General features: G+C 72.0%; 19 protein-coding genes, 1 pseudogene and 1 riboswitch. Of the genes and pseudogenes, 5 read left to right on the forward strand and 15 right to left on the reverse strand.

The features are described from left to right. The first annotated feature begins 264 nt into the window (after positions 1-264). Positions 265-648: a barstar family protein gene (locus tag SPRI_RS33775; RefSeq protein ID WP_005321116.1), complete on the forward strand. Its 384-nt coding sequence runs from the start codon at positions 265-267 to the stop codon at positions 646-648. A 38-nt stretch (positions 649-686) separates the two neighbouring features. Here the strand turns inward: SPRI_RS33775 and SPRI_RS33780 are convergent, their stop codons facing one another. Next, positions 687-1,718, reverse strand: a complete 1,032-nt coding sequence (locus tag SPRI_RS33780) for a phosphotransferase family protein (RefSeq protein WP_053557629.1) — start codon at positions 1,716-1,718, stop codon at positions 687-689. Positions 1,719-2,115: 397 nt separating this feature from the next. Here SPRI_RS33780 and SPRI_RS33785 point away from each other — a divergent pair, with 397 nt between their 5' ends. Next, the gene (locus SPRI_RS33785) at positions 2,116-3,294 is read left to right on the forward strand and encodes a Cmx/CmrA family chloramphenicol efflux MFS transporter (protein WP_005321119.1); all 1,179 of its coding nucleotides are present in this window, start codon (positions 2,116-2,118) and stop codon (positions 3,292-3,294) included. A 111-nt stretch (positions 3,295-3,405) separates the two neighbouring features. Here the strand turns inward: SPRI_RS33785 and SPRI_RS33790 are convergent, their stop codons facing one another. From SPRI_RS33790 to SPRI_RS39570, 8 genes and pseudogenes are all read right to left on the reverse strand, one after another. After that, entirely contained in the window at positions 3,406-4,281 is an 876-nt protein-coding gene (locus SPRI_RS33790; protein WP_053557630.1) for an energy-coupling factor ABC transporter ATP-binding protein, read from the reverse strand. Further along, the gene (gene cbiQ, locus SPRI_RS33795; protein ID WP_053557631.1) at positions 4,278-5,027 is read right to left on the reverse strand and encodes a cobalt ECF transporter T component CbiQ; all 750 of its coding nucleotides are present in this window, start codon (positions 5,025-5,027) and stop codon (positions 4,278-4,280) included. Before cbiQ ends, SPRI_RS33790 begins: the two co-directional genes overlap by 4 nt. 6 nt (positions 5,028-5,033) lie before the next feature. Further along, positions 5,034-5,441: an energy-coupling factor ABC transporter substrate-binding protein gene (locus SPRI_RS33800; RefSeq protein WP_053557632.1), complete on the reverse strand. Its 408-nt coding sequence runs from the start codon at positions 5,439-5,441 to the stop codon at positions 5,034-5,036. Continuing rightward, a complete protein-coding gene (locus tag SPRI_RS33805; protein ID WP_037777279.1) occupies positions 5,438-6,127 on the reverse strand; it encodes an energy-coupling factor ABC transporter permease in 690 nt (229 codons plus the stop codon). The genes SPRI_RS33800 and SPRI_RS33805 overlap by 4 nt, the downstream gene beginning before the upstream one ends. Before the next feature lie 30 nt (positions 6,128-6,157). Next, positions 6,158-6,352: riboswitch (cobalamin riboswitch) on the reverse strand. 95 nt (positions 6,353-6,447) lie between these two features. Then, a complete protein-coding gene (locus SPRI_RS33810) occupies positions 6,448-6,858 on the reverse strand; it encodes a PTS-dependent dihydroxyacetone kinase phosphotransferase subunit DhaM (RefSeq protein ID WP_037775478.1) in 411 nt (136 codons plus the stop codon). Beyond that, positions 6,858-7,472 (reverse strand): dihydroxyacetone kinase subunit DhaL, encoded by a 615-nt coding sequence (dhaL, locus tag SPRI_RS33815; protein ID WP_005321125.1) that lies wholly within the window; start codon positions 7,470-7,472, stop codon positions 6,858-6,860. Before dhaL ends, SPRI_RS33810 begins: the two co-directional genes overlap by 1 nt. Positions 7,473-7,526: 54 nt before the next feature. Further along, positions 7,527-8,519, reverse strand: a complete 993-nt coding sequence (gene dhaK / locus SPRI_RS33820; RefSeq protein WP_005321126.1) for a dihydroxyacetone kinase subunit DhaK — start codon at positions 8,517-8,519, stop codon at positions 7,527-7,529. A gap of 50 nt (positions 8,520-8,569) precedes the next feature. Then, positions 8,570-8,725: pseudogene (locus SPRI_RS39570) on the reverse strand (dihydrofolate reductase family protein); the annotation flags it as partial. A 242-nt stretch (positions 8,726-8,967) separates the two neighbouring features. On the opposite strand from SPRI_RS39570, the gene SPRI_RS33825 reads away from it, so the two are divergent. Further along, a complete protein-coding gene (locus SPRI_RS33825; protein ID WP_106428576.1) occupies positions 8,968-10,236 on the forward strand; it encodes a transcriptional regulator in 1,269 nt (422 codons plus the stop codon). 256 nt (positions 10,237-10,492) lie between these two features. Then, positions 10,493-10,927: a DUF6892 domain-containing protein gene (locus SPRI_RS33830; RefSeq protein ID WP_005321128.1), complete on the forward strand. Its 435-nt coding sequence runs from the start codon at positions 10,493-10,495 to the stop codon at positions 10,925-10,927. Between the two features lie 85 nt (positions 10,928-11,012). On the opposite strand, the gene SPRI_RS33835 is transcribed toward SPRI_RS33830, so the two are convergent. The 5 genes from SPRI_RS33835 to SPRI_RS33855 form a co-directional block, all read right to left on the reverse strand. Next, positions 11,013-12,200: a serine hydrolase domain-containing protein gene (locus SPRI_RS33835; RefSeq protein ID WP_005321129.1), complete on the reverse strand. Its 1,188-nt coding sequence runs from the start codon at positions 12,198-12,200 to the stop codon at positions 11,013-11,015. Between the two features lie 203 nt (positions 12,201-12,403). After that, positions 12,404-12,880 carry a Clp protease N-terminal domain-containing protein gene (locus SPRI_RS33840; protein WP_005321130.1) on the reverse strand — a complete coding sequence of 159 codons (477 nt, stop codon included), beginning with the start codon at positions 12,878-12,880 and terminating at the stop codon, positions 12,404-12,406. Continuing rightward, complete coding sequence (locus SPRI_RS33845) at positions 12,867-13,112, reverse strand: hypothetical protein (RefSeq protein ID WP_005321132.1); 246 nt, start codon at positions 13,110-13,112, stop codon at positions 12,867-12,869. Before SPRI_RS33845 ends, SPRI_RS33840 begins: the two co-directional genes overlap by 14 nt. A gap of 129 nt (positions 13,113-13,241) precedes the next feature. Continuing rightward, a complete protein-coding gene (locus SPRI_RS33850; RefSeq protein WP_005321134.1) occupies positions 13,242-13,658 on the reverse strand; it encodes a DUF6463 family protein in 417 nt (138 codons plus the stop codon). A 38-nt stretch (positions 13,659-13,696) separates the two neighbouring features. Further along, on the reverse strand, positions 13,697-14,317 hold the full coding sequence (locus SPRI_RS33855; protein ID WP_005321136.1) for a DUF2867 domain-containing protein: 621 nt from the start codon (positions 14,315-14,317) through the stop codon (positions 13,697-13,699). Positions 14,318-14,413: 96 nt separating this feature from the next. Here SPRI_RS33855 and SPRI_RS33860 point away from each other — a divergent pair, with 96 nt between their 5' ends. Further along, positions 14,414-14,980: a TetR/AcrR family transcriptional regulator gene (locus SPRI_RS33860; protein WP_005321138.1), complete on the forward strand. Its 567-nt coding sequence runs from the start codon at positions 14,414-14,416 to the stop codon at positions 14,978-14,980. A gap of 321 nt (positions 14,981-15,301) precedes the next feature. Here the strand turns inward: SPRI_RS33860 and SPRI_RS33865 are convergent, their stop codons facing one another. Next, positions 15,302-15,769 carry a hypothetical protein gene (locus SPRI_RS33865; protein ID WP_050791628.1) on the reverse strand — a complete coding sequence of 156 codons (468 nt, stop codon included), beginning with the start codon at positions 15,767-15,769 and terminating at the stop codon, positions 15,302-15,304. Positions 15,770-15,771 lie beyond the last annotated feature (2 nt).

A 15,771-nucleotide genomic window follows, 5' to 3' on the forward strand; every position in this document is an offset into this window, starting at 1 on the left:
CCCGGCCGAGGGGGACGGCGCCCCGGGCGGGGCCAGACGCGGCAGGAACCAGCATGGAGCATTATGTCGGAAACATCCGGTAACTGCGTGGCAACGGCCGAGGTCAGCGCCGCGAAAGTCGGCCCGGCAGCGCGAGGATGAAGTGCCGCACCCCGAGTGGCACAAGCAGACGGGGTGTCACCGGCCTTTCACGGGCGCCGCGCTGCTCCTGACCGACAGCCGGGAGAGAGCGTGGCCCGCCGGACCGGACGTAGTCTGCGGGCTGTGACGGTGAGATACGTGGTGGACGGCAGCCGGGTCAGGACGCTGGAGGACTTCTGGCAGGTCGCCGGCGAGAGCATCGGCTGCGGCGGCTACTTCGGCCGTAACCTCGATGCCTTCGCCGACTGCCTCCGCGGCGGCTTCGGGACACCGGACGACGGCGACTTCGAGATCGAGTGGCGCGATCACGAAGCCTCCCGCCGGAACCTCGGGCACCACGAGACCGCTCGGCAGCTCGAGATGTGGCTCGCCCGCTGTCATCCGACGAACAGGGACCGCATGGCGGCCAGGCTCTCGGAGGCCCGCGCCGGACGAGGCCCCACCCTCTTCGACCAGCTGGTCGAGACCATCGAGGAAGAGCTTCCCGGCGGGCTGCGCCTCCGGTAGCAGCCGGGCACGACGACGGCGGGAGCATAGAGCGGCCTCTACGGCCGCTCCGCCGGCACGGGCCGAAGTGCGGGCCACCGAGCGAGCATTCGCCCGCGCATGGCGGTACTGAGGCCGCTCACGCCGCGCAGAGAGGGGTCGTCGGCCGTCATCCGGCCGACGACCCCGAGCCGGTGGACGAGCCGCTGCCGGGCTGTCGCCGTGCCCCACGTCCAGTCCCGGCCCGGCATCCGGGCCAGGTGGTCGGTGCCGTCGCGGCGTGCCCTTTCCACCAGCGCGTCGCCGCGGAGCAGCCAGCCGGCGCACGCGTCGGTGAGTCCGTCCCGGATTTCCGAGCCGGTCGCACTCCGCCACTCCTCGCGGTACGCGCTCTCCGCCCGTTCCAGCAGCGGCTCCGATGCCGAAGTGACACACCAGCAGGTCGGGAAGCCGATGCGCAGGTAGGCGAGTTCCATCAGGCCGCTGCCCAGTGACGCCTGCTCGAAGTCGATGAACCTGACCCCCGAGGCGGTGTGGAGGTCATTACCGGGACAGGGGTCCCCGTGGAGAAGGGCTGCCTGCCCGGGTGCCCGGCCGAGCCGGTTCACCAGGTCGTCGAGTTCGCCGGACACGCCAGGAGCGACAGGGACCTCCAGCGCGTCGGCCAGCCTGAGGAAGGACGTGACATCCGCCTGGGTCGGACCCTGCCACCGGGGCAGCACCTCGGCGTCCTCGGGGCGGGCGGTGGCATGCAGCCGTGCCAACGCGGCGGCGTGGTCGACGATCCAGTCCCAGGCCGGGCGTCGGTGATCCAGGTGCTCCAGCACCAGGACCCGCTCGCCGGGATCGGTTCCCAGCAGCGTGGGCACCACGGGGGGTTCGGCCCGGGTGGCGAGCCGCAGGGCCGCCACCTCGCGGGCGTAGCGCTCGTCGGCGTCAGGACCGCCGACGATCTGCTTCACCACCGCCGTCGTCCCCGGCAGCTCCACGCGCCACACGCGCGAACGAGGGCTGCTGTCCAGTGTGCGGGAGCGCCCGGGCGCTCCCAGCTCGGCCCGTAACCCGTCCCCGAACGGCAGTCGTGACGACATGGGTTCATCCTTCCACGCGGTCGGCGAGCGGGCGGCGGGGCGTGCACAACCGGCTGTCCCGCGGCCCGCCGCCGGGAAACCGCCACCCCGCGGCGAGAGCCGGGGCGCCAGGGCCCGGGCCCTGGCGCCTGAATGCCCGCCGGACTTGACGTCCGGAGGCACGCCCGCAGCCGTGAAACCGAGATGCCCGCTGAGGCGTCGGTCGGGTACCGTGCGGGCCATGTCGAGCCCTGAGTCGGACGAGGTGGGGGCTTTCGGTCACGCCGTCAGCCCCCTGCACCCCTGAGTTCGTGATTCTGCCGTCCCGCCGTGTTCCGCGGCCGGACGAGTGCGCCCTCGGGCTGACCGCGGTGACGAGACGACCTTCTCGTGCCTCTCCTCACCTCGGAGCCACTCGATGCCTCTTCCGCTGTACCTCCTTGCCCTGGCCGCCTTCGCCATGGGCACCTCGGAGTTCATGCTCGCCGGCCTCCTGCCGGACATCGCCTCCGACCTCGGTGTCACCATCGGGACAGCCGGCACCCTCACCACCGCCTTCGCGACGGGAATGATCGTCGGAGCCCCGCTCATGGCCGGGCTCGCCCGCAACCGGCCAGGACGCTCGAGCCTGCTCGGTTTCGTCCTCGTGTTCGCAGCGGCCCACGTCGTGGGCGCTGTCACCCCGAGCTTCCCCGTCCTGCTCGCGACCCGGGTGGTCGCGGCGCTCGCGAACGCCGGCTTCCTTGCCGTGGCGCTGACGACCGCCGCCACATTGGTCGCTCCCGACAAGAAGGGACGCGCACTCGCGGTGCTGCTGTCCGGCACCACCCTGGCCGTGATCGCCGGTGTCCCGGGCGGATCGCTACTCGGCGCACTGCTCGGCTGGCGCGCCACCTTCTGGGCCGTCGCCGCTCTCTGTCTGCCCGCGGCCATCGGCGTCCTCACGAGGATCCCGGCGCTCCCCGTGCACCAGGGCGCGGCCGGCGGGCCGGCCCTGCGAGCGGAGCTCGCCCGGCTCACAAGCCCCCGGTTGCTCCTGGTCATGCTGCTCGGCGCGCTGGTGAACGCGGCGACCTTCGCGAGCTTCACCTTCCTCGCGCCCGTGGTGACCGGCACCGCCGAGCTGGGCGAACTGTGGGTGCCGGTCACCCTGGTGCTCTTCGGCGTCGGTGCGTACGCCGGGGTCACCGTCGCCGGACGGCTGTCCGACCGGCATCCCGGCCCGGTCGTCGCGGTCGGCGGTCCGCTGCTGCTCATCGGCTGGCCCGCCCTGGCCGTGCTGGCCCACAGGCCGGTCGCCCTGCTCACCCTGGTGTTCGTCCTGGGCGCGCTCTCGTTCGCGCTGGGCAGCACGCTGATCGCCCGGGTCCTGTACGAGGCCGCGGGAGCCCCCACCATGGCCGGCTCCTACGCGACCGCCGCACTCAACGTCGGGGCTGCAGCCGGTCCCCTCGTCGCCGCGACCACACTCGGCACCGCGGCCGGGGACCTCGGGCCGCTGTGGGCGAGCGGACTCCTCGTCCTGGTCGCCCTCCTCGTCGCCGTCCCGCTGCGCGGCGTGATCACGGCCGGCCGGAGCAGCGAGGTGCTCCAGTGACGCACGGAGAAGCCCCGGACCGGCCCCATGACGCGCGTGGTCGACGACACGGCGAACCGGGTCGCGAGAGGGAAGCAGCGCGGCCGGGCGGGGCTCCACCCCCCGCCCGCGTCAGAACTGCACCCCGTCGTGCCCGGGCGTCGTGGCCCGCCGTGTCCACGCCGCCAGGGCCTCCGGCGTGCGCGGCCCCTCGTCGAAGGCGCCCAGCAGCCCATGGGCGCGCAGCACCTCCGTGACCGCCGTGCCCCACGGCCTGCGCAGCCGCGCCGAGTCCAACAGGTCCTGGTCGGCGAGGAGTTCCGCGACCGGACCGGTGCGCAGGCCGCCCGGTGCGAGCACGGCGGCGTCGTCGGCCCAGCGCAGCGCCAGGTCGACGTCGTGCGTCGCCATCACGACCGTCGTCCCGGACGCGCGCAGCCGGCCGAGGACCTCGAGCAGCCTCTCCTGGCCGTGCGGGTCGAGTCCGGCGGTCGGTTCGTCCAGGACGAGCACCCTCGGCCGCATCGCCACGGCGCCCGCGATCGCGGCCCGTTTGCGCTGGCCGTACGAGAGGAGGTGCGTCGGCCGGTCCCGCAGCGCCGTGATGTCCATCGCGGCCAGCGCCTCGTCCACCCGGGCCCGTACCTCGTCCTCCGCGAGGCCGAGGTTCATCGGACCGAACGACACGTCCTGCTCGACCGACGCGGCGAAGAGCTGGTCGTCGGGGTCCTGCACGACCAACTGCACCGTCGTGCGGAGCCGGGTCAGCCCGGCCCGGTCGTACGTCACCGGCTCACCCCGCAGACGCAGCAGGCCCGTCGCGGGCCGCAGCCCGCCGCTCAGCAGCCGCAGCAGGGTCGTCTTGCCGCTGCCGTTGCGTCCCAGCAGCGCGGTGGAGCGGCCCTCCGCGAGGCCGAGACCGACGCCGTCGAGCACGGCGGGCCCGTCCTCGTACGAGTAACCCGCGTCGACGAGCTCCACGACGGCGCCCGCGGGGGAGTGGTTCATGGCAGATACCTTTCGAGCACGAGGGTGAGGGCGACGATCCCGGCCAGCAGCGCGGCGACCATGGCGAGGAACGGCCGCGACACCGTCGCCCGCGGTACCAGCACCCGCAGCGTGCCGTCGTAACCGCGGCCCGCTAGTCCGGCCTGCAGTCGCTCCGCCCGGTCGAAGGCGCGCACGAAGGCGGTCGCGCCGAGGCCGGCCAGCGACCGCCATGCGGCCGCCCTGCTCGCATGGCCGAGCCGGGCGGCCTGCGCCTGGCGGATGTTGGCGACGGCGTCCAGCAGCAGAAAGCTGATCCGGTACATCACCAGGGCCACGTCCACCACGGCCGGCGGCACGCCCGCGCGGACCAGCCGGGGCAGCACGTCGGACACCGGTGTCGTGAACGCGAACAGCAGCACGCCCAGCGACGCGGCGGAGGTGCGCAGCAGCAGCCGAGCGGCGTCGCCCGGCCCGTCGGGCGCAAAGGCCACCATGCCCTCCGGACCGCCCACCGCGAACAGCAGCGGTACGGCTCCGGTGACACAGAACCCGAGCGGGATGCGGAACGCCCGCCACAGTTGGCTCCGTGGCACGCCGGCCGGGCCGAGCAGGATCGCGACCGTCGCGGCGGCGACGAGGACGGCGCCCGGCCAGGGCGGCAGACAGACGGCCGTGACGGTCAGACCGAGGCCCAGGACGGCTTTCTCGCAGGGGTGGCGGCGGCGCCAGCGACTGCTGTGCGCCGCCGCGTCGATCGGCAGCATCGGCGGCTACGGCGCCGTCGCCGCGGTGTCCGTGCCCTCGCCGCGCGACCTTGCGCCCGAGGGGTCCGGTGCCGGGTCGTCCGGCGTGATGTCCCCGTCCCGTCGGGCCGCGGCCCGCTCCTCGCCCTGCCGACGGCCCCTGCGCAGGCCGAAGTAGTAGGCCAGGACGCCCGCGCCGAGCGCCGCCTGGAGGGAGAACAGGGCCGACTCGACCTCGCCGGACGGCGGTTCGTACAGCGGGGTGAACCACGGCTCGTAGTCCGGCTCGAGTTCCGTGATCGCCGCCTCCGCCTCGCCGTCGGCGCCGGTGAACGGCTCCTCCTTGTGGTCCCCGAGCCCCAGGACGAGCGGCAGTACGGCCAGCGCCGCGACGGCGAGCAGCAGCAGGGTGTTGATCCTCGCGTTACGGCTCATCGGGCCGACGCCTCCTTCTTCGCACCCGTGACCAGCACACCGAGCCTGGTCAGTTCACCCTTGCTGGAACGGCTCAGCAGCCGCATCACCAGAACGGTGAGCAGCCCTTCACTGACCGCCAGCGGAAGCTGCGTGACGGCGAAGATGCCGCCGAACTTCGCCAGGGCGCCGGGGATGCCGCTGCCCGGATCGGGGAAGGCCAGCGCCAACTGCACGCTGGTGACGCAGTACGTGGACAGGTCGGCGACGAACGCGCCGAAGAACACACTCACCATCAGCGGCACGTCGAACCGGCGCAGCAGCCGGTACACCCCGTATCCCGCCCACGGCCCGACCACCGCCATGGAGAAGACGTTCGCGCCCAGCGTGGTGAGGCCGCCGTGGGCCAGCAACAGGGCCTGGAAGAGCAGCGTGATGGTGCCCAGCACCGCCATGATCGGCGGTCTGAACAGAATGGCCCCGAGGCCCGTCCCTGTCGGGTGCGAGCAGCTGCCCGTCACCGACGGGATCTTCAGCGCCGACAGGACGAACGTGAACGCCCCGGACGCGCCGAGCAGCAGGGTCGACTCCGGATTGGACCTGACCTCGCGGTTCAGGGCTCGTACGCCGTGGACGACGAACGGGGCGGATGCGGCGCCCCAGGCGACCGCGTGCAGCGGGGGCAGATACCCCTCGGCTATATGCATGATGTGGGAGACCCTCTCCAGCACCTCGTGGATGGACAACGCACCCTGGCCGGTCTCCTGGCTGACGGGTCATGCCGCCCGGACTCCGCCTTCCCGGGCACCGCGCGTCGCGCGGTGTCCCAGTGGCTCCCCGTGAGGGGGTGGAGCCGGACTTCCCGATCACAGTGGCGAGGGCCGCACCGGTACCGCACCGGTTTCCCGAACACCAAGGCCCCGTGACAGTAATGCGCCGACCAGCGACATCACAAGCCGCGCACGGGCGCACCGGCGGGCGGCAGGGTGAGCCGTTCGCCACACCCGCCGCCGCGCCGCCCCGTCCGTCACTGCTTGCGGTAGCCGTACGCCTCCGCCGCAGCGGCCTCCACCGCGTCCAGATCGCCGCCGGCCGAGGCCGTCACCACGGCCGCGACCGCGCCCTCCACGAACGGCGCGTCCACCAGACGCGTCCCGGTGGGAAGTTCGTCACCCTCGGCCAGCAGCGCCTTGACCGTCAGCACGGCGCTGCCCAGATCGACGAGGACCGCGACGCCCGCACCGGCATCGACCTCCTCCGCCGCGGCGGTGATCAGCTCGGAGCTGGTGCCGAGGCCGCCGTCGGGAGTGCCGCCCGCCGGGGCGACCTGGGCCGTGGCGCCACCCCCGGCGAGCGCCTTGGCCATTTCGGCGACCGCGGTGGCCACCTCCCTGCTGTGCGAGACCAGCACGATGCCCACCGTCTTGCCGTCACCCATCAGGCCGCCCCCTCCGCCGTGTCGGCGAGCGCCGCCAGCAGCAGCGCCGACGAGGTGGCACCCGGGTCCTGATGGCCGATGCTCCGTTCACCGAGGTAGCTCGCCCTGCCCTTGCGGGCCTGCAACGGCACGGTGTCCGACGCCCCCTGCTCAGCCGCCTCGCGGGCCGCCGCGAACGACTCCGTGCTGTCGCCGAGCGCCGCCACCGCGGGCTCGAGGGCGTCCAGCATCGTCTTGTCACCGGCTTTCGCCCCACCGAGCTGTGCCACCGCCGCCACACCGGTCCGCAGGGCCTCTGCCAGCTGCCCCGGCGTCACCTCGGCATCGTCGCCCAGCGCTTTGCCGGTGCGCCGCAGCAGCGTCCCGTACAGAGGGCCCGACGCCCCGCCGACCGTCGACACCAGCTGCCGTCCGGCCAGCATCAGCACGGCGCCCGGCGTCGCCGGGGGCTCCTTCTCCAGCACCGCTGCGACGGCGGTGAACCCCCGCTTGAGGTTGCTGCCGTGGTCCGCGTCGCCGATCGCCGAGTCCAGCTCGGTCAGTCGGTCGGCCTCCCGGTCCACCGAGACGGCGACCGCGGCCAGCCAGCGTCGGAAGAATTCGGCGTCGAGCACAAGCACTCCCTGGGATCGGTCGGTTCGAACGGCGTGATCTCGAGGCTCCGGCCCTCAGCGCCCCCACCGTAGCGCCGGGGTCTGCACCGGCGCGTCCCACAGCCTCAGCAGCTCCTCGTCCACCTGACAGAGGGTCACGGAAGTACCGGCCATGTCGAGGGAGGTCACGTAGTTGCCGACGAGCGTACGGGCCACCGCCACGTCCCGTTCCGCCAGCACCCGCTGCACCTCGGCGTTGAACCCGTACAGCTCCAGCAGCGGCGTCGCGCCCATCCCGTTGACCAGCGCGATCACCGGGCCGGAGGGCCGCAGGTCCTCCAGCACGGCGTCGACGGCGAAGTCGGCGATCTCCCGCGAGGTCATCATGGGGCGGCGCTCCCGGCCCGGTTCACCGTGGATGCCGATGCCCAGCTCCAGCTCGCCGGACGGCAGATCGAAGGTGGGGCCGCCCTTCGACGGTGTGCTGCACGCGCTCAGCGCCACCCCGAAGCTGCGGGACGACTCGTTCACCTGACGGCCGATCGCCTCCACCCGCTCCAGCGGGGCCCGCTCCTCCGCGGCGGCACCCGCGATCTTCTCCACGAACAGGGTCGCCCCGGTGCCGCGCCGCCCTGCCGTGTACAGGCTGTCCGTCACCGCGACGTCGTCGTTGACGAGGACCTTCCCCAGCCGCACGCCCTCGTCCTCGGCGAGTTCCGCCGCCATGTCGAAGTTCAGTACGTCTCCGGTGTAGTTCTTCACGATGAACAGCACGCCCTCGCCGCTGTCGACGGCGGCGGCCGCCCGCACCATCTGGTCGGGCACCGGGCTGGTGAACACCTCCCCGGGACAGGCGCCGTCGAGCATCCCGAACCCGACGAACCCGCCGTGCAGCGGCTCGTGCCCCGAGCCGCCGCCGGAGACGAGCCCCACTTTCCCCGCGACGGGGGCGTCACGCCGCACGATCACCCGGTTCTCCACGTCCACGGCCAGCTCGGGGTGGGCCGCCGCCATCCCGCGGAGCGCGTCCGCGACCACGGTCTCGGGGACATTGATGAGCATCCTCAACGGTTCCTCCTGGGAAAGTTGCCGGCGTGGCCGAGAAGGCGTCCAGTATTCAGCCGTCGTCCCGACAGGTGGACGCCGACCTTTCGAATGTCGTCGATCCGGAAGCGAAAGACCTCCTCGTCGGGTGCCGTTCAGCCGAAGTCGCCGTCCGGCCCGACGATGCAGCCGTCGAGCGAGACGCTCGTCGAACAGGTCACCCTGCGCATCAGAAGTCCTCCTCGTTGACGGCTTCGACAGTACGACCGCCGGACGCCGCGGGACTCGTCGCGACTCGCGAGATCCCTCAGATCTCCCCACCCCAGGTGAAGATCATGCCGAAGGGCGGCGTTCTTCAACGGTCGAGCGCAGGGCCTGGGACGGCCTGCCGCGGGCGACCGTCCGGCAGCGTGGCGGGCCGCCCGCAGGGGTAGGGCACACCCGTCGACGGGCGCTGAGGTGGGGGATGCACATGGATCTGGAGCAGTGGCTCGGTCTGGCGGGCCTGGTGGCCGCCGGTGTCGGCGTCTACTACGCACGGGGGGCGCTCGCTCCCGAAGACGTCGGGGAGTCAAGGCGCTCCTTCGTCAGCGGACGGAAGGACATGAGCGCACGCTTCGGGGAACTGTCCGAGACGGCCGCTGACATCCACGTGCGCGCACGCCCCGCGCTGGAGCGGATCGGGACCTCCGCCCTGCTGTGGGAACCGGCCATGCGCCCGCCGCGGCCGGTCCCGCTGCGGCAGGTGACGCTCGTCTGGCAGGAGAATCCGCCGCCGGCCGACCCTGCTCTGCTCCGGGCGGCCCAGCGGTCCCTGCCGAAGGAGACCAGGTCACAGCGGTATGAGCGGTACTCCTCTGCCCTGGGCGATCTCGCCCGGCCCGCCCTCTTCGAAGACCGCCCGTCCTTCCGTCTGGTGCGGGCCGACTGGTCGCACCCGGACGGGCCCCGTCTGTACTTCGGCGCCGGCCAGTACTTCGACCTCATCGATCAGAACGAGGCCGTCGCCCATGAACTCGCCGAGGCCACGCGACGGGAGCCGGGGCGCCTGCCGTCCCGGGGACGGTTGCCCATGCGCGGCCTCCTCGCTGACGATCCCCTGCTGCTGGCCCGGCGGAAGGTACTTCCGTCCGTCGGCACCCTGACCCTGCGGCGCACGCCCGACGGGCAGGCGTCGTTCTTCCTGCTCAAAAGAGGCAAGGGCAAGGTCGCCACGGGGGAGGAGACGTACGGGCCGCTCCCCGGCGGCATGATCCAGCCCGCCTCCCTGTCGCCCCTCGCACACCGACGGGACCTGTCGCTGTGGCGCGTCATCATGCGCGAGTACAACGAGGAACTGCTCGGGGCTCCGGAGGCGACCGGCGACACCGGCACCGAGGTCGACTACGGCCGGCCCCCGTACAGCCTGCTCGACGCGGCGCTGGACGACGGTTCGCTGCGGATGTGGTGCTTCGGCATGGCACTGGAACCACTGCACCTCGCCGTGTGCGTGTTGACCGTGGCGGTCTTCGAGGCGCGTACCTTCGACACGGTCTTCGCAGAGGCCGTGGAGGAGAACGACGAAGGCAGTGTGATCAGCGGGCGCCGGGCCGACGGCGCCGTGGTGGGACTGCCCTTCACCGAGGCCAGCGTTGCCGACCTCCCCGCGGACCGCATGTCGTCACCTGCGGCGGGACTCCTGCGACTGGCCCTGCAACACCAGGAGATGCTGCTCGCGCCACCCGGCGCCACTCCGGGGTGAGCCGGCCCGGCACGCGCGAGGCGGGGCACGTGAAGCCGAGGATCGTCACGGCCCTGAACCCGGCTGCCGAGCAGGGGACGGGACCGCCCGGTACCCGGTTCCTCGCGAGCGGCCTGCGCGTTGGCCTGAGCCGGACAGGGGCAGGCACGGCAGTCGTGCCGGAGTCCGGGCGCCGCGCTCATCGGCCCGCACCAGGGATGTGCTGCCGCGGTGCGCGCCCGGAGGGACTGTCGGTCGCCGCTGATATACGTGAGCCATGACCGCATTCCGTGACTTCAACTTCAAGCTGCTCGTCGTCGAGCAGCTCATGTACTGGGACAAGACCCTGACCCCGGAGTTCAGCCTGAGGGAGCACATGCGGGCGCGCGGGGTGGAGGACCTCGACGCCTACGTGGAGGAGAAGGAGCTGGAGTACACCGTCCTCGACGAGGCCCGCGCGTACTTCGAGGCCCTGGAGATACCGGCGGAGCTGCTCGCCACCGTCGAGGAGCTGACCTTCGACGGCGGACACCAGGCCTTCATGGAGTGCGCCCCGGTCTGGGACGGCGAGGACGATCTCTTCGACGTGCGCTCCCTCGACGACCTGGACCTCCTGCCGAACCTCAAGCTCTTCACCGGGGCACGCGAGCTGACGCTGACGATCCCGGACGCGGTGGAAGTCCTCGAGGCCAGGGGCATCGCCACACGCTAGGTCCGGTCGCTGTGATCGAGGCCGGTGGATCACGGCCGATGGATCCTGGGCCGGCCCGGTCGGACTTTTGACGCCGAGTCGGTGTTCAGATACCGCTCGGCCGGCGGAACTTCGCCCGGAGCACATCGGTGAAGATGCCGATGGGGTCCTCCCAACCGCCGTCGGTCCAGTCGCCGTTGACGTTGGTGGTGACCACCTGTTCGCCGTCTCGGGAGCCGTAGGTGTAGGACCACGATCCGAAGAGCGCGCCCCCCATGCCCCAGACCGTTTCCCCGCAGGGCAGTCCCACCGAGGAAACGCCGAGGCCGTAGGCGGAGTTGGGGATCCAGCCATGGGTGGGCACCGTGGTGAACATGTCGCGTTGCCGCTCCGGTGGCAGTATCCGGCCCCCGAGCAGGGCGCCGAAGAACCGGTTGAGGTCTCCGGCGGTGGAGATCATGCCGCCGGCTGCCCAGAACATCGATGAGTCGAGCTCGGTCGCGTCGTGGACCGGGGCCCGGGGGCCGGTGCGGAACAACTTCGTGTAGTGCCGGGAGTGCGGCCCGTGGATCGTCGGGTCGCCGCCCTGCGGCAGGTACGTGCCCGTCAGGCCGAGTGGGCGGGAGATCCGCTCCGTGATCTCCTCGGCGAGCGTGCGGCCGGTGACCCGCTCGATGATCAGTCCGGCGAGGACGTAGTTGGTGTTGGAGTACGCCCAGCCCGAACCGGGCGTGAAGGCCGGCTGACGGGATACGGCGATCTGCGCCAGTGACTCGGGGGTGTGTGTCCCGAGGCGGTTCAGCGCTTCCTGGTCATCCGTGTAGTTGAAGATCCCGCTGGTGTGGTTGAGCAGCATCCGGATGCTCACCCGGGCACCGTCGTGATGCGGGCCGTGGACCGTACAGGGCAGCCATTGTTCCGCGGGGTCGTCCAGGCTCAGCCTGCCTTCGGCCGCCAGTTGCAGCACGACGGTGGCCACGAACGTCTTGCTGATGCTGCCGATGCGGAACCGGTCCTGCTGCGAGCGCTTGCGGCCGGTCCGGGTGTCGGCCACTCCCGCGGTCCCGAACCAGTGCCGGTCGCCGTCGCGGACCTCGGCGAGAATGCCGGGAAGACCGCCTCGCGTCACGGCCTGCTCCAGTAAGTGCTGGATCTTCTCGTAGCTCTCGTAGCTCTCGTCGGTCCCGGTCATCGCGGTGCTTGGGGCCGGCGTGGACTCGGATGTCGCGCCTGTGGCCTCGGCCGGCCCGGTGCCCGGTCCGCCGCTGTCCGTACGAGTGGTGTGCTGGTGCACGGAGTGGTCCTCCTTGTCGTGTGTGCTGTGTGGATGACCGCCCGGGCCCTCTTTGCGGCGTGAATCATCGGCCCGCCGGCTCCTGCCAGGGGGCTCGGGGGCCGGCGCGGCGTCTGTTCCGTCGCGCGGATCCAGGACGCTGCGCATCCCGGCTCGGGCAGGCGGCCGCGGTGTGAGACGGCCGCGTCAGCCGTTTCCAGTGGTCAGCGATCCGGGCCGGTGAGCATCCGCCGTGTACGGTCCGCGAGTTCGGCCTGGTCGATACCGGCCAGGGCGAGAGCGCGTGGCACGGTGCCGATCCGGGCCTGGAGGACCCCGAGCAGCAGATGCGCCGACCGCAGGTCCTTCTTGCGGGCGGAGGCGAAGCTCCGGTCCAGTGCGAGTTTGGCGGACGCGCCCATCTTGGGCTCCTGGGAAGCATGGCTCGGCCTGGGAAGGCCATAGGTGGCCGCGGACACCCCGATCATGCTCAGGCTGTGCTCGAACTCCCGGTCCAGTGCCTCGCGGACGGCTGCGCGATCGAGCCCGGCCGAGGCCAGGACCTGCTGAGCGGTGGAGCCCTGATCGGCGGCGAGCGACAACAGGAGATGGTGCGCGTCGATCGTCGCCGATCCGTCCTCGCGGGCTTCGTTCATCGCCCGCACGATGACCGCGTGCAGGTACTTGTCAAACGCGCTCATCGCCGCGCCTCCTCAGTTCGACTCCGGCGGCGATGAGCCGCTTGGCGTGCTTCTTGTGGACGGCCTGGCGGGTGACTCCGAGCGCCTCGGATACCTGCGGCCAGCTCCAGCCCGCCCGCATGGCCTGCTCGACGGCGGCGTCCTCCAGCTGATCGGCCAGGCGCCGCAACGCCAGGACGGCCGCCAGGGCGTCAGCGGGCTCTTGGGGGAGGGGGTTCTCGGCGGCGGGCATGTAAGCAACTGTAGTTGACTAATGGCGATAGTCAACCGGAGTTGCTAAAAAGGGCGGCAGGGCGGGTGGCGCCCCGGGGGAGTCGCGGTCGCGGACGGCGGCGGTCGCGGGCGGCCGACGAGCGGCCGCTCACCGCACCTGGTGCCGAACGGGCGGACGGGCCCTCCGTGTCCGGTCCTGCCTCCGCGCCGCCAGGACGACGAGCGCGCCGGAGACGACACCCGCGAAGTAGGGGGACGGCACAAGCAGTACGCCGCCGACGAGACACCACGCCGCGAGACCCCAGCCGATCCCGGCCGGCACGGCGACCCCGCGGCCGGCAAGGTGCCACACCAAGCAGCCCAGGAGGATCAGGGGCACGGCGAAGCTGCCCGGTCCGGCCCAGAAAGTGACCTGGTTCCGCAGCGTCTCCACGGTCCGATCGGCGCCCCCGTCGGTCAGTGACAGCGGCACGGCCGCCCAAGGCCCGCTGTCCGTCCAGCCGGTGACGTCCCGCCAGGTGAAGAGAGCGAGCAGCGACAGGTGCCCGGTCCCGAGCACGAGCATGATGCCGCTCGCCCAGCGCAGCAGGTTCCTGGTCGCGTTCAGCGGGAGCCCCCTTCACCGTGCGGCGCCGCAAGCTCGTCGCGGTCCCGCCAGGCCTGCTCCCACTTCCGGGTCAGCGCCGGATAGACGATGAGGTACCGGAACGGCGCGATGGCGGTCATGTACAGCCGCCCGAAGCGTCCGTTCGGCTTGACGAGCACGGTCATCCGCAGTTCGTGGTCGCCGTTCGCCCCCCGCACCCAACCGAGGTGCATGACGGTGTGCACGGTCTTGTTGTCCAGCTCGCGAGCGGACTCCGTCGCAAGCTCGTACAGCCCTTTGAGGGGCATGCTGTCGTTGTCCTCGCCCCGGGGGGCGTCGCGGAGATCGGCGGGCAGGCGGTCGCGGAGCGAGGCGACCCGTGAGCCGGCACCCGCCGTCGGATCGTCCCAGCCGAGCAGCGCGCCGAGCCGCCACCGGACGGCGAACAGGAGCCGCACTGGCAAGGGCTGCCTCGCGATCCCGCCGGCCGTGCGCATCGCGGCGAGCATGGTGGGGAAGTCGTCGGGCCCGGCGCCGGGGGTGCGGAACGCCCACACGTCCTCGACGTCGAAGTCGGAAGTTAATTCGTGGATCCGCCTCGGATGCTCGGTGCAGGTGGACTTCGCGAGTCGAGCCACGCTTCGGCCTCTCGTTCTGTACGCAGCCGTATATTTGATCTGTACGGTACCGTACAGATCTCACGACACAACACCCGCCCGAGGACAGGTGAGCAGGTGCCCGCGAACGCCCGGACCCCACGGACCCGCTGGATCGAGGCGGGACTCGACGCCCTCGCCCGAGGCGGCCCGGACGCCGTCCGCGTGGAGGCCCTGGCGGCCGAGATGGGGGTGACGAAGGGCGGCTTCTACGGGTACTTCGACGGTCGTCCCGCGCTGCTCGCCGAGATGCTCGACGAGTGGGAACGCCGTTGCACCGTCGACATCCTCGACCGTGTCGAGTCCGAAGGCGGCGACCCGGCGGACAGGCTCCGGCGTGCCGGCCGGCTCACCTTCTCCGACGACCTCCACCGGATCGATCTCGCGATCCGTGAGTGGGCCCGGCAGGACCCGACGGTCGCGACACGGCTGCGGCGGATCGACAACGTCCGGATGGATTTCCTCCGGGAGGTGTTCGGCAGCTTCATCGCGGACCCCGACGAGGTCGAGGCGCGGAGCACACTGGTCTTCACGCTCGCCATCGGCCGGCACTTCATCGCTGCCGACCACCCCGGACGCACCAGGCGGGAAGCCGTCCAGCTGGCCGGAGAACTCCTCCTGCGGCCCCCGACCGCGAACAGCTGAGGCTGCCGGCCCACGGTCCTGGACCCGGGCCACCGACGTGCTGGGAACGACGCCGCCCACGGTGCGGTACGACGGCACCCGTCGTGCGGTATGCCACCGCCCGCCGTGCGGTACGACGGCGCCTCCCCAGCGGCACGACGGCACCCGCCGTGCGGTACGTCACCGCCTGCCCTGCGGTACGACGGCGCCCGCCGTGCGGTTCGACGGCGCCTGCCGCGCGGTACCGCGGCGTCCGCCGCGAGGAAACGCCACCGCCTGTCGCGCCGTAACGACCGCGGCCGTCCCGGCAGGAACCGGGACGGCCGCGGTCGTCGCCGCCCGTCAGCAGCTCTCGACCCACTGGTGGGAGGAGATGTTGTCGTGCAGGCTCTCGCCGTAACCGCCGCTGTTGAGCCAGCTCTTGTGGCTGAACGTCTCCCACCCGAGCGCGAGGTCCATCCACATGTCGCCCCGGCTCAGGCAGGCCCACGCGCCCTCCTGGTCGATGTCCCAGTAGAGGTTCACGGCGTCGACACCTTCGTAGCCGCGGTTCTCCAGGGAGGTGGCTCTGTTGCGCATCCCTCCGCAGCCCGGCTGGGAAGTCTCCTTCAGTCCGTCCCAGTGGCGGCTGGAGCCCGTCCAGTAACAGTGGTCGCCGCCGCGGTACGCGTGCTCCCAAGCGTGCAGTTGTCCGTCCGCGGCCGCCGCGGCGAGCCGGGGCGCGGCGGCCGGTCCTTCGGCGGCCTGGGCCGACGTGACAGGGAGGGACACGGCCAGAGCGGTCGCCGCAGCGGCGGCGAACAGACGCATTT

Source organism: Streptomyces pristinaespiralis (assembly GCF_001278075.1).
GTDB classification, from domain to species: domain Bacteria; phylum Actinomycetota; class Actinomycetes; order Streptomycetales; family Streptomycetaceae; genus Streptomyces; species Streptomyces pristinaespiralis.

Excerpts from the sequence above, each read along its gene's own strand:
- SPRI_RS33780 (WP_053557629.1), bottom strand. The coding sequence starts at position 1,718 with ATGTCGTCACGACTGCCGTTCGGGGACGGGTTACGGGCCGAGCTGGGA.
- SPRI_RS33850 (WP_005321134.1), bottom strand. The coding sequence starts at position 13,658 with ATGCTCGTGCTCGGGACCGGGCACCTGTCGCTGCTCGCTCTCTTCACC.
- SPRI_RS33790 (WP_053557630.1), bottom strand. The coding sequence starts at position 4,281 with ATGAACCACTCCCCCGCGGGCGCCGTCGTGGAGCTCGTCGACGCGGGT.
- SPRI_RS33830 (WP_005321128.1), top strand. The coding sequence starts at position 10,493 with ATGACCGCATTCCGTGACTTCAACTTCAAGCTGCTCGTCGTCGAGCAG.
- SPRI_RS33785 (WP_005321119.1), top strand. The coding sequence starts at position 2,116 with ATGCCTCTTCCGCTGTACCTCCTTGCCCTGGCCGCCTTCGCCATGGGC.
- cbiQ (WP_053557631.1), bottom strand. The coding sequence starts at position 5,027 with ATGCTGCCGATCGACGCGGCGGCGCACAGCAGTCGCTGGCGCCGCCGC.
- SPRI_RS33805 (WP_037777279.1), bottom strand. The coding sequence starts at position 6,127 with ATGCATATAGCCGAGGGGTATCTGCCCCCGCTGCACGCGGTCGCCTGG.
- SPRI_RS33810 (WP_037775478.1), bottom strand. The coding sequence starts at position 6,858 with ATGGGTGACGGCAAGACGGTGGGCATCGTGCTGGTCTCGCACAGCAGG.
- SPRI_RS33845 (WP_005321132.1), bottom strand. The coding sequence starts at position 13,112 with ATGCCCGCCGCCGAGAACCCCCTCCCCCAAGAGCCCGCTGACGCCCTG.
- SPRI_RS33825 (WP_106428576.1), top strand. The coding sequence starts at position 8,968 with ATGGATCTGGAGCAGTGGCTCGGTCTGGCGGGCCTGGTGGCCGCCGGT.
- SPRI_RS33840 (WP_005321130.1), bottom strand. The coding sequence starts at position 12,880 with ATGAGCGCGTTTGACAAGTACCTGCACGCGGTCATCGTGCGGGCGATG.
- SPRI_RS33800 (WP_053557632.1), bottom strand. The coding sequence starts at position 5,441 with ATGAGCCGTAACGCGAGGATCAACACCCTGCTGCTGCTCGCCGTCGCG.
- SPRI_RS33865 (WP_050791628.1), bottom strand. The coding sequence starts at position 15,769 with ATGCGTCTGTTCGCCGCCGCTGCGGCGACCGCTCTGGCCGTGTCCCTC.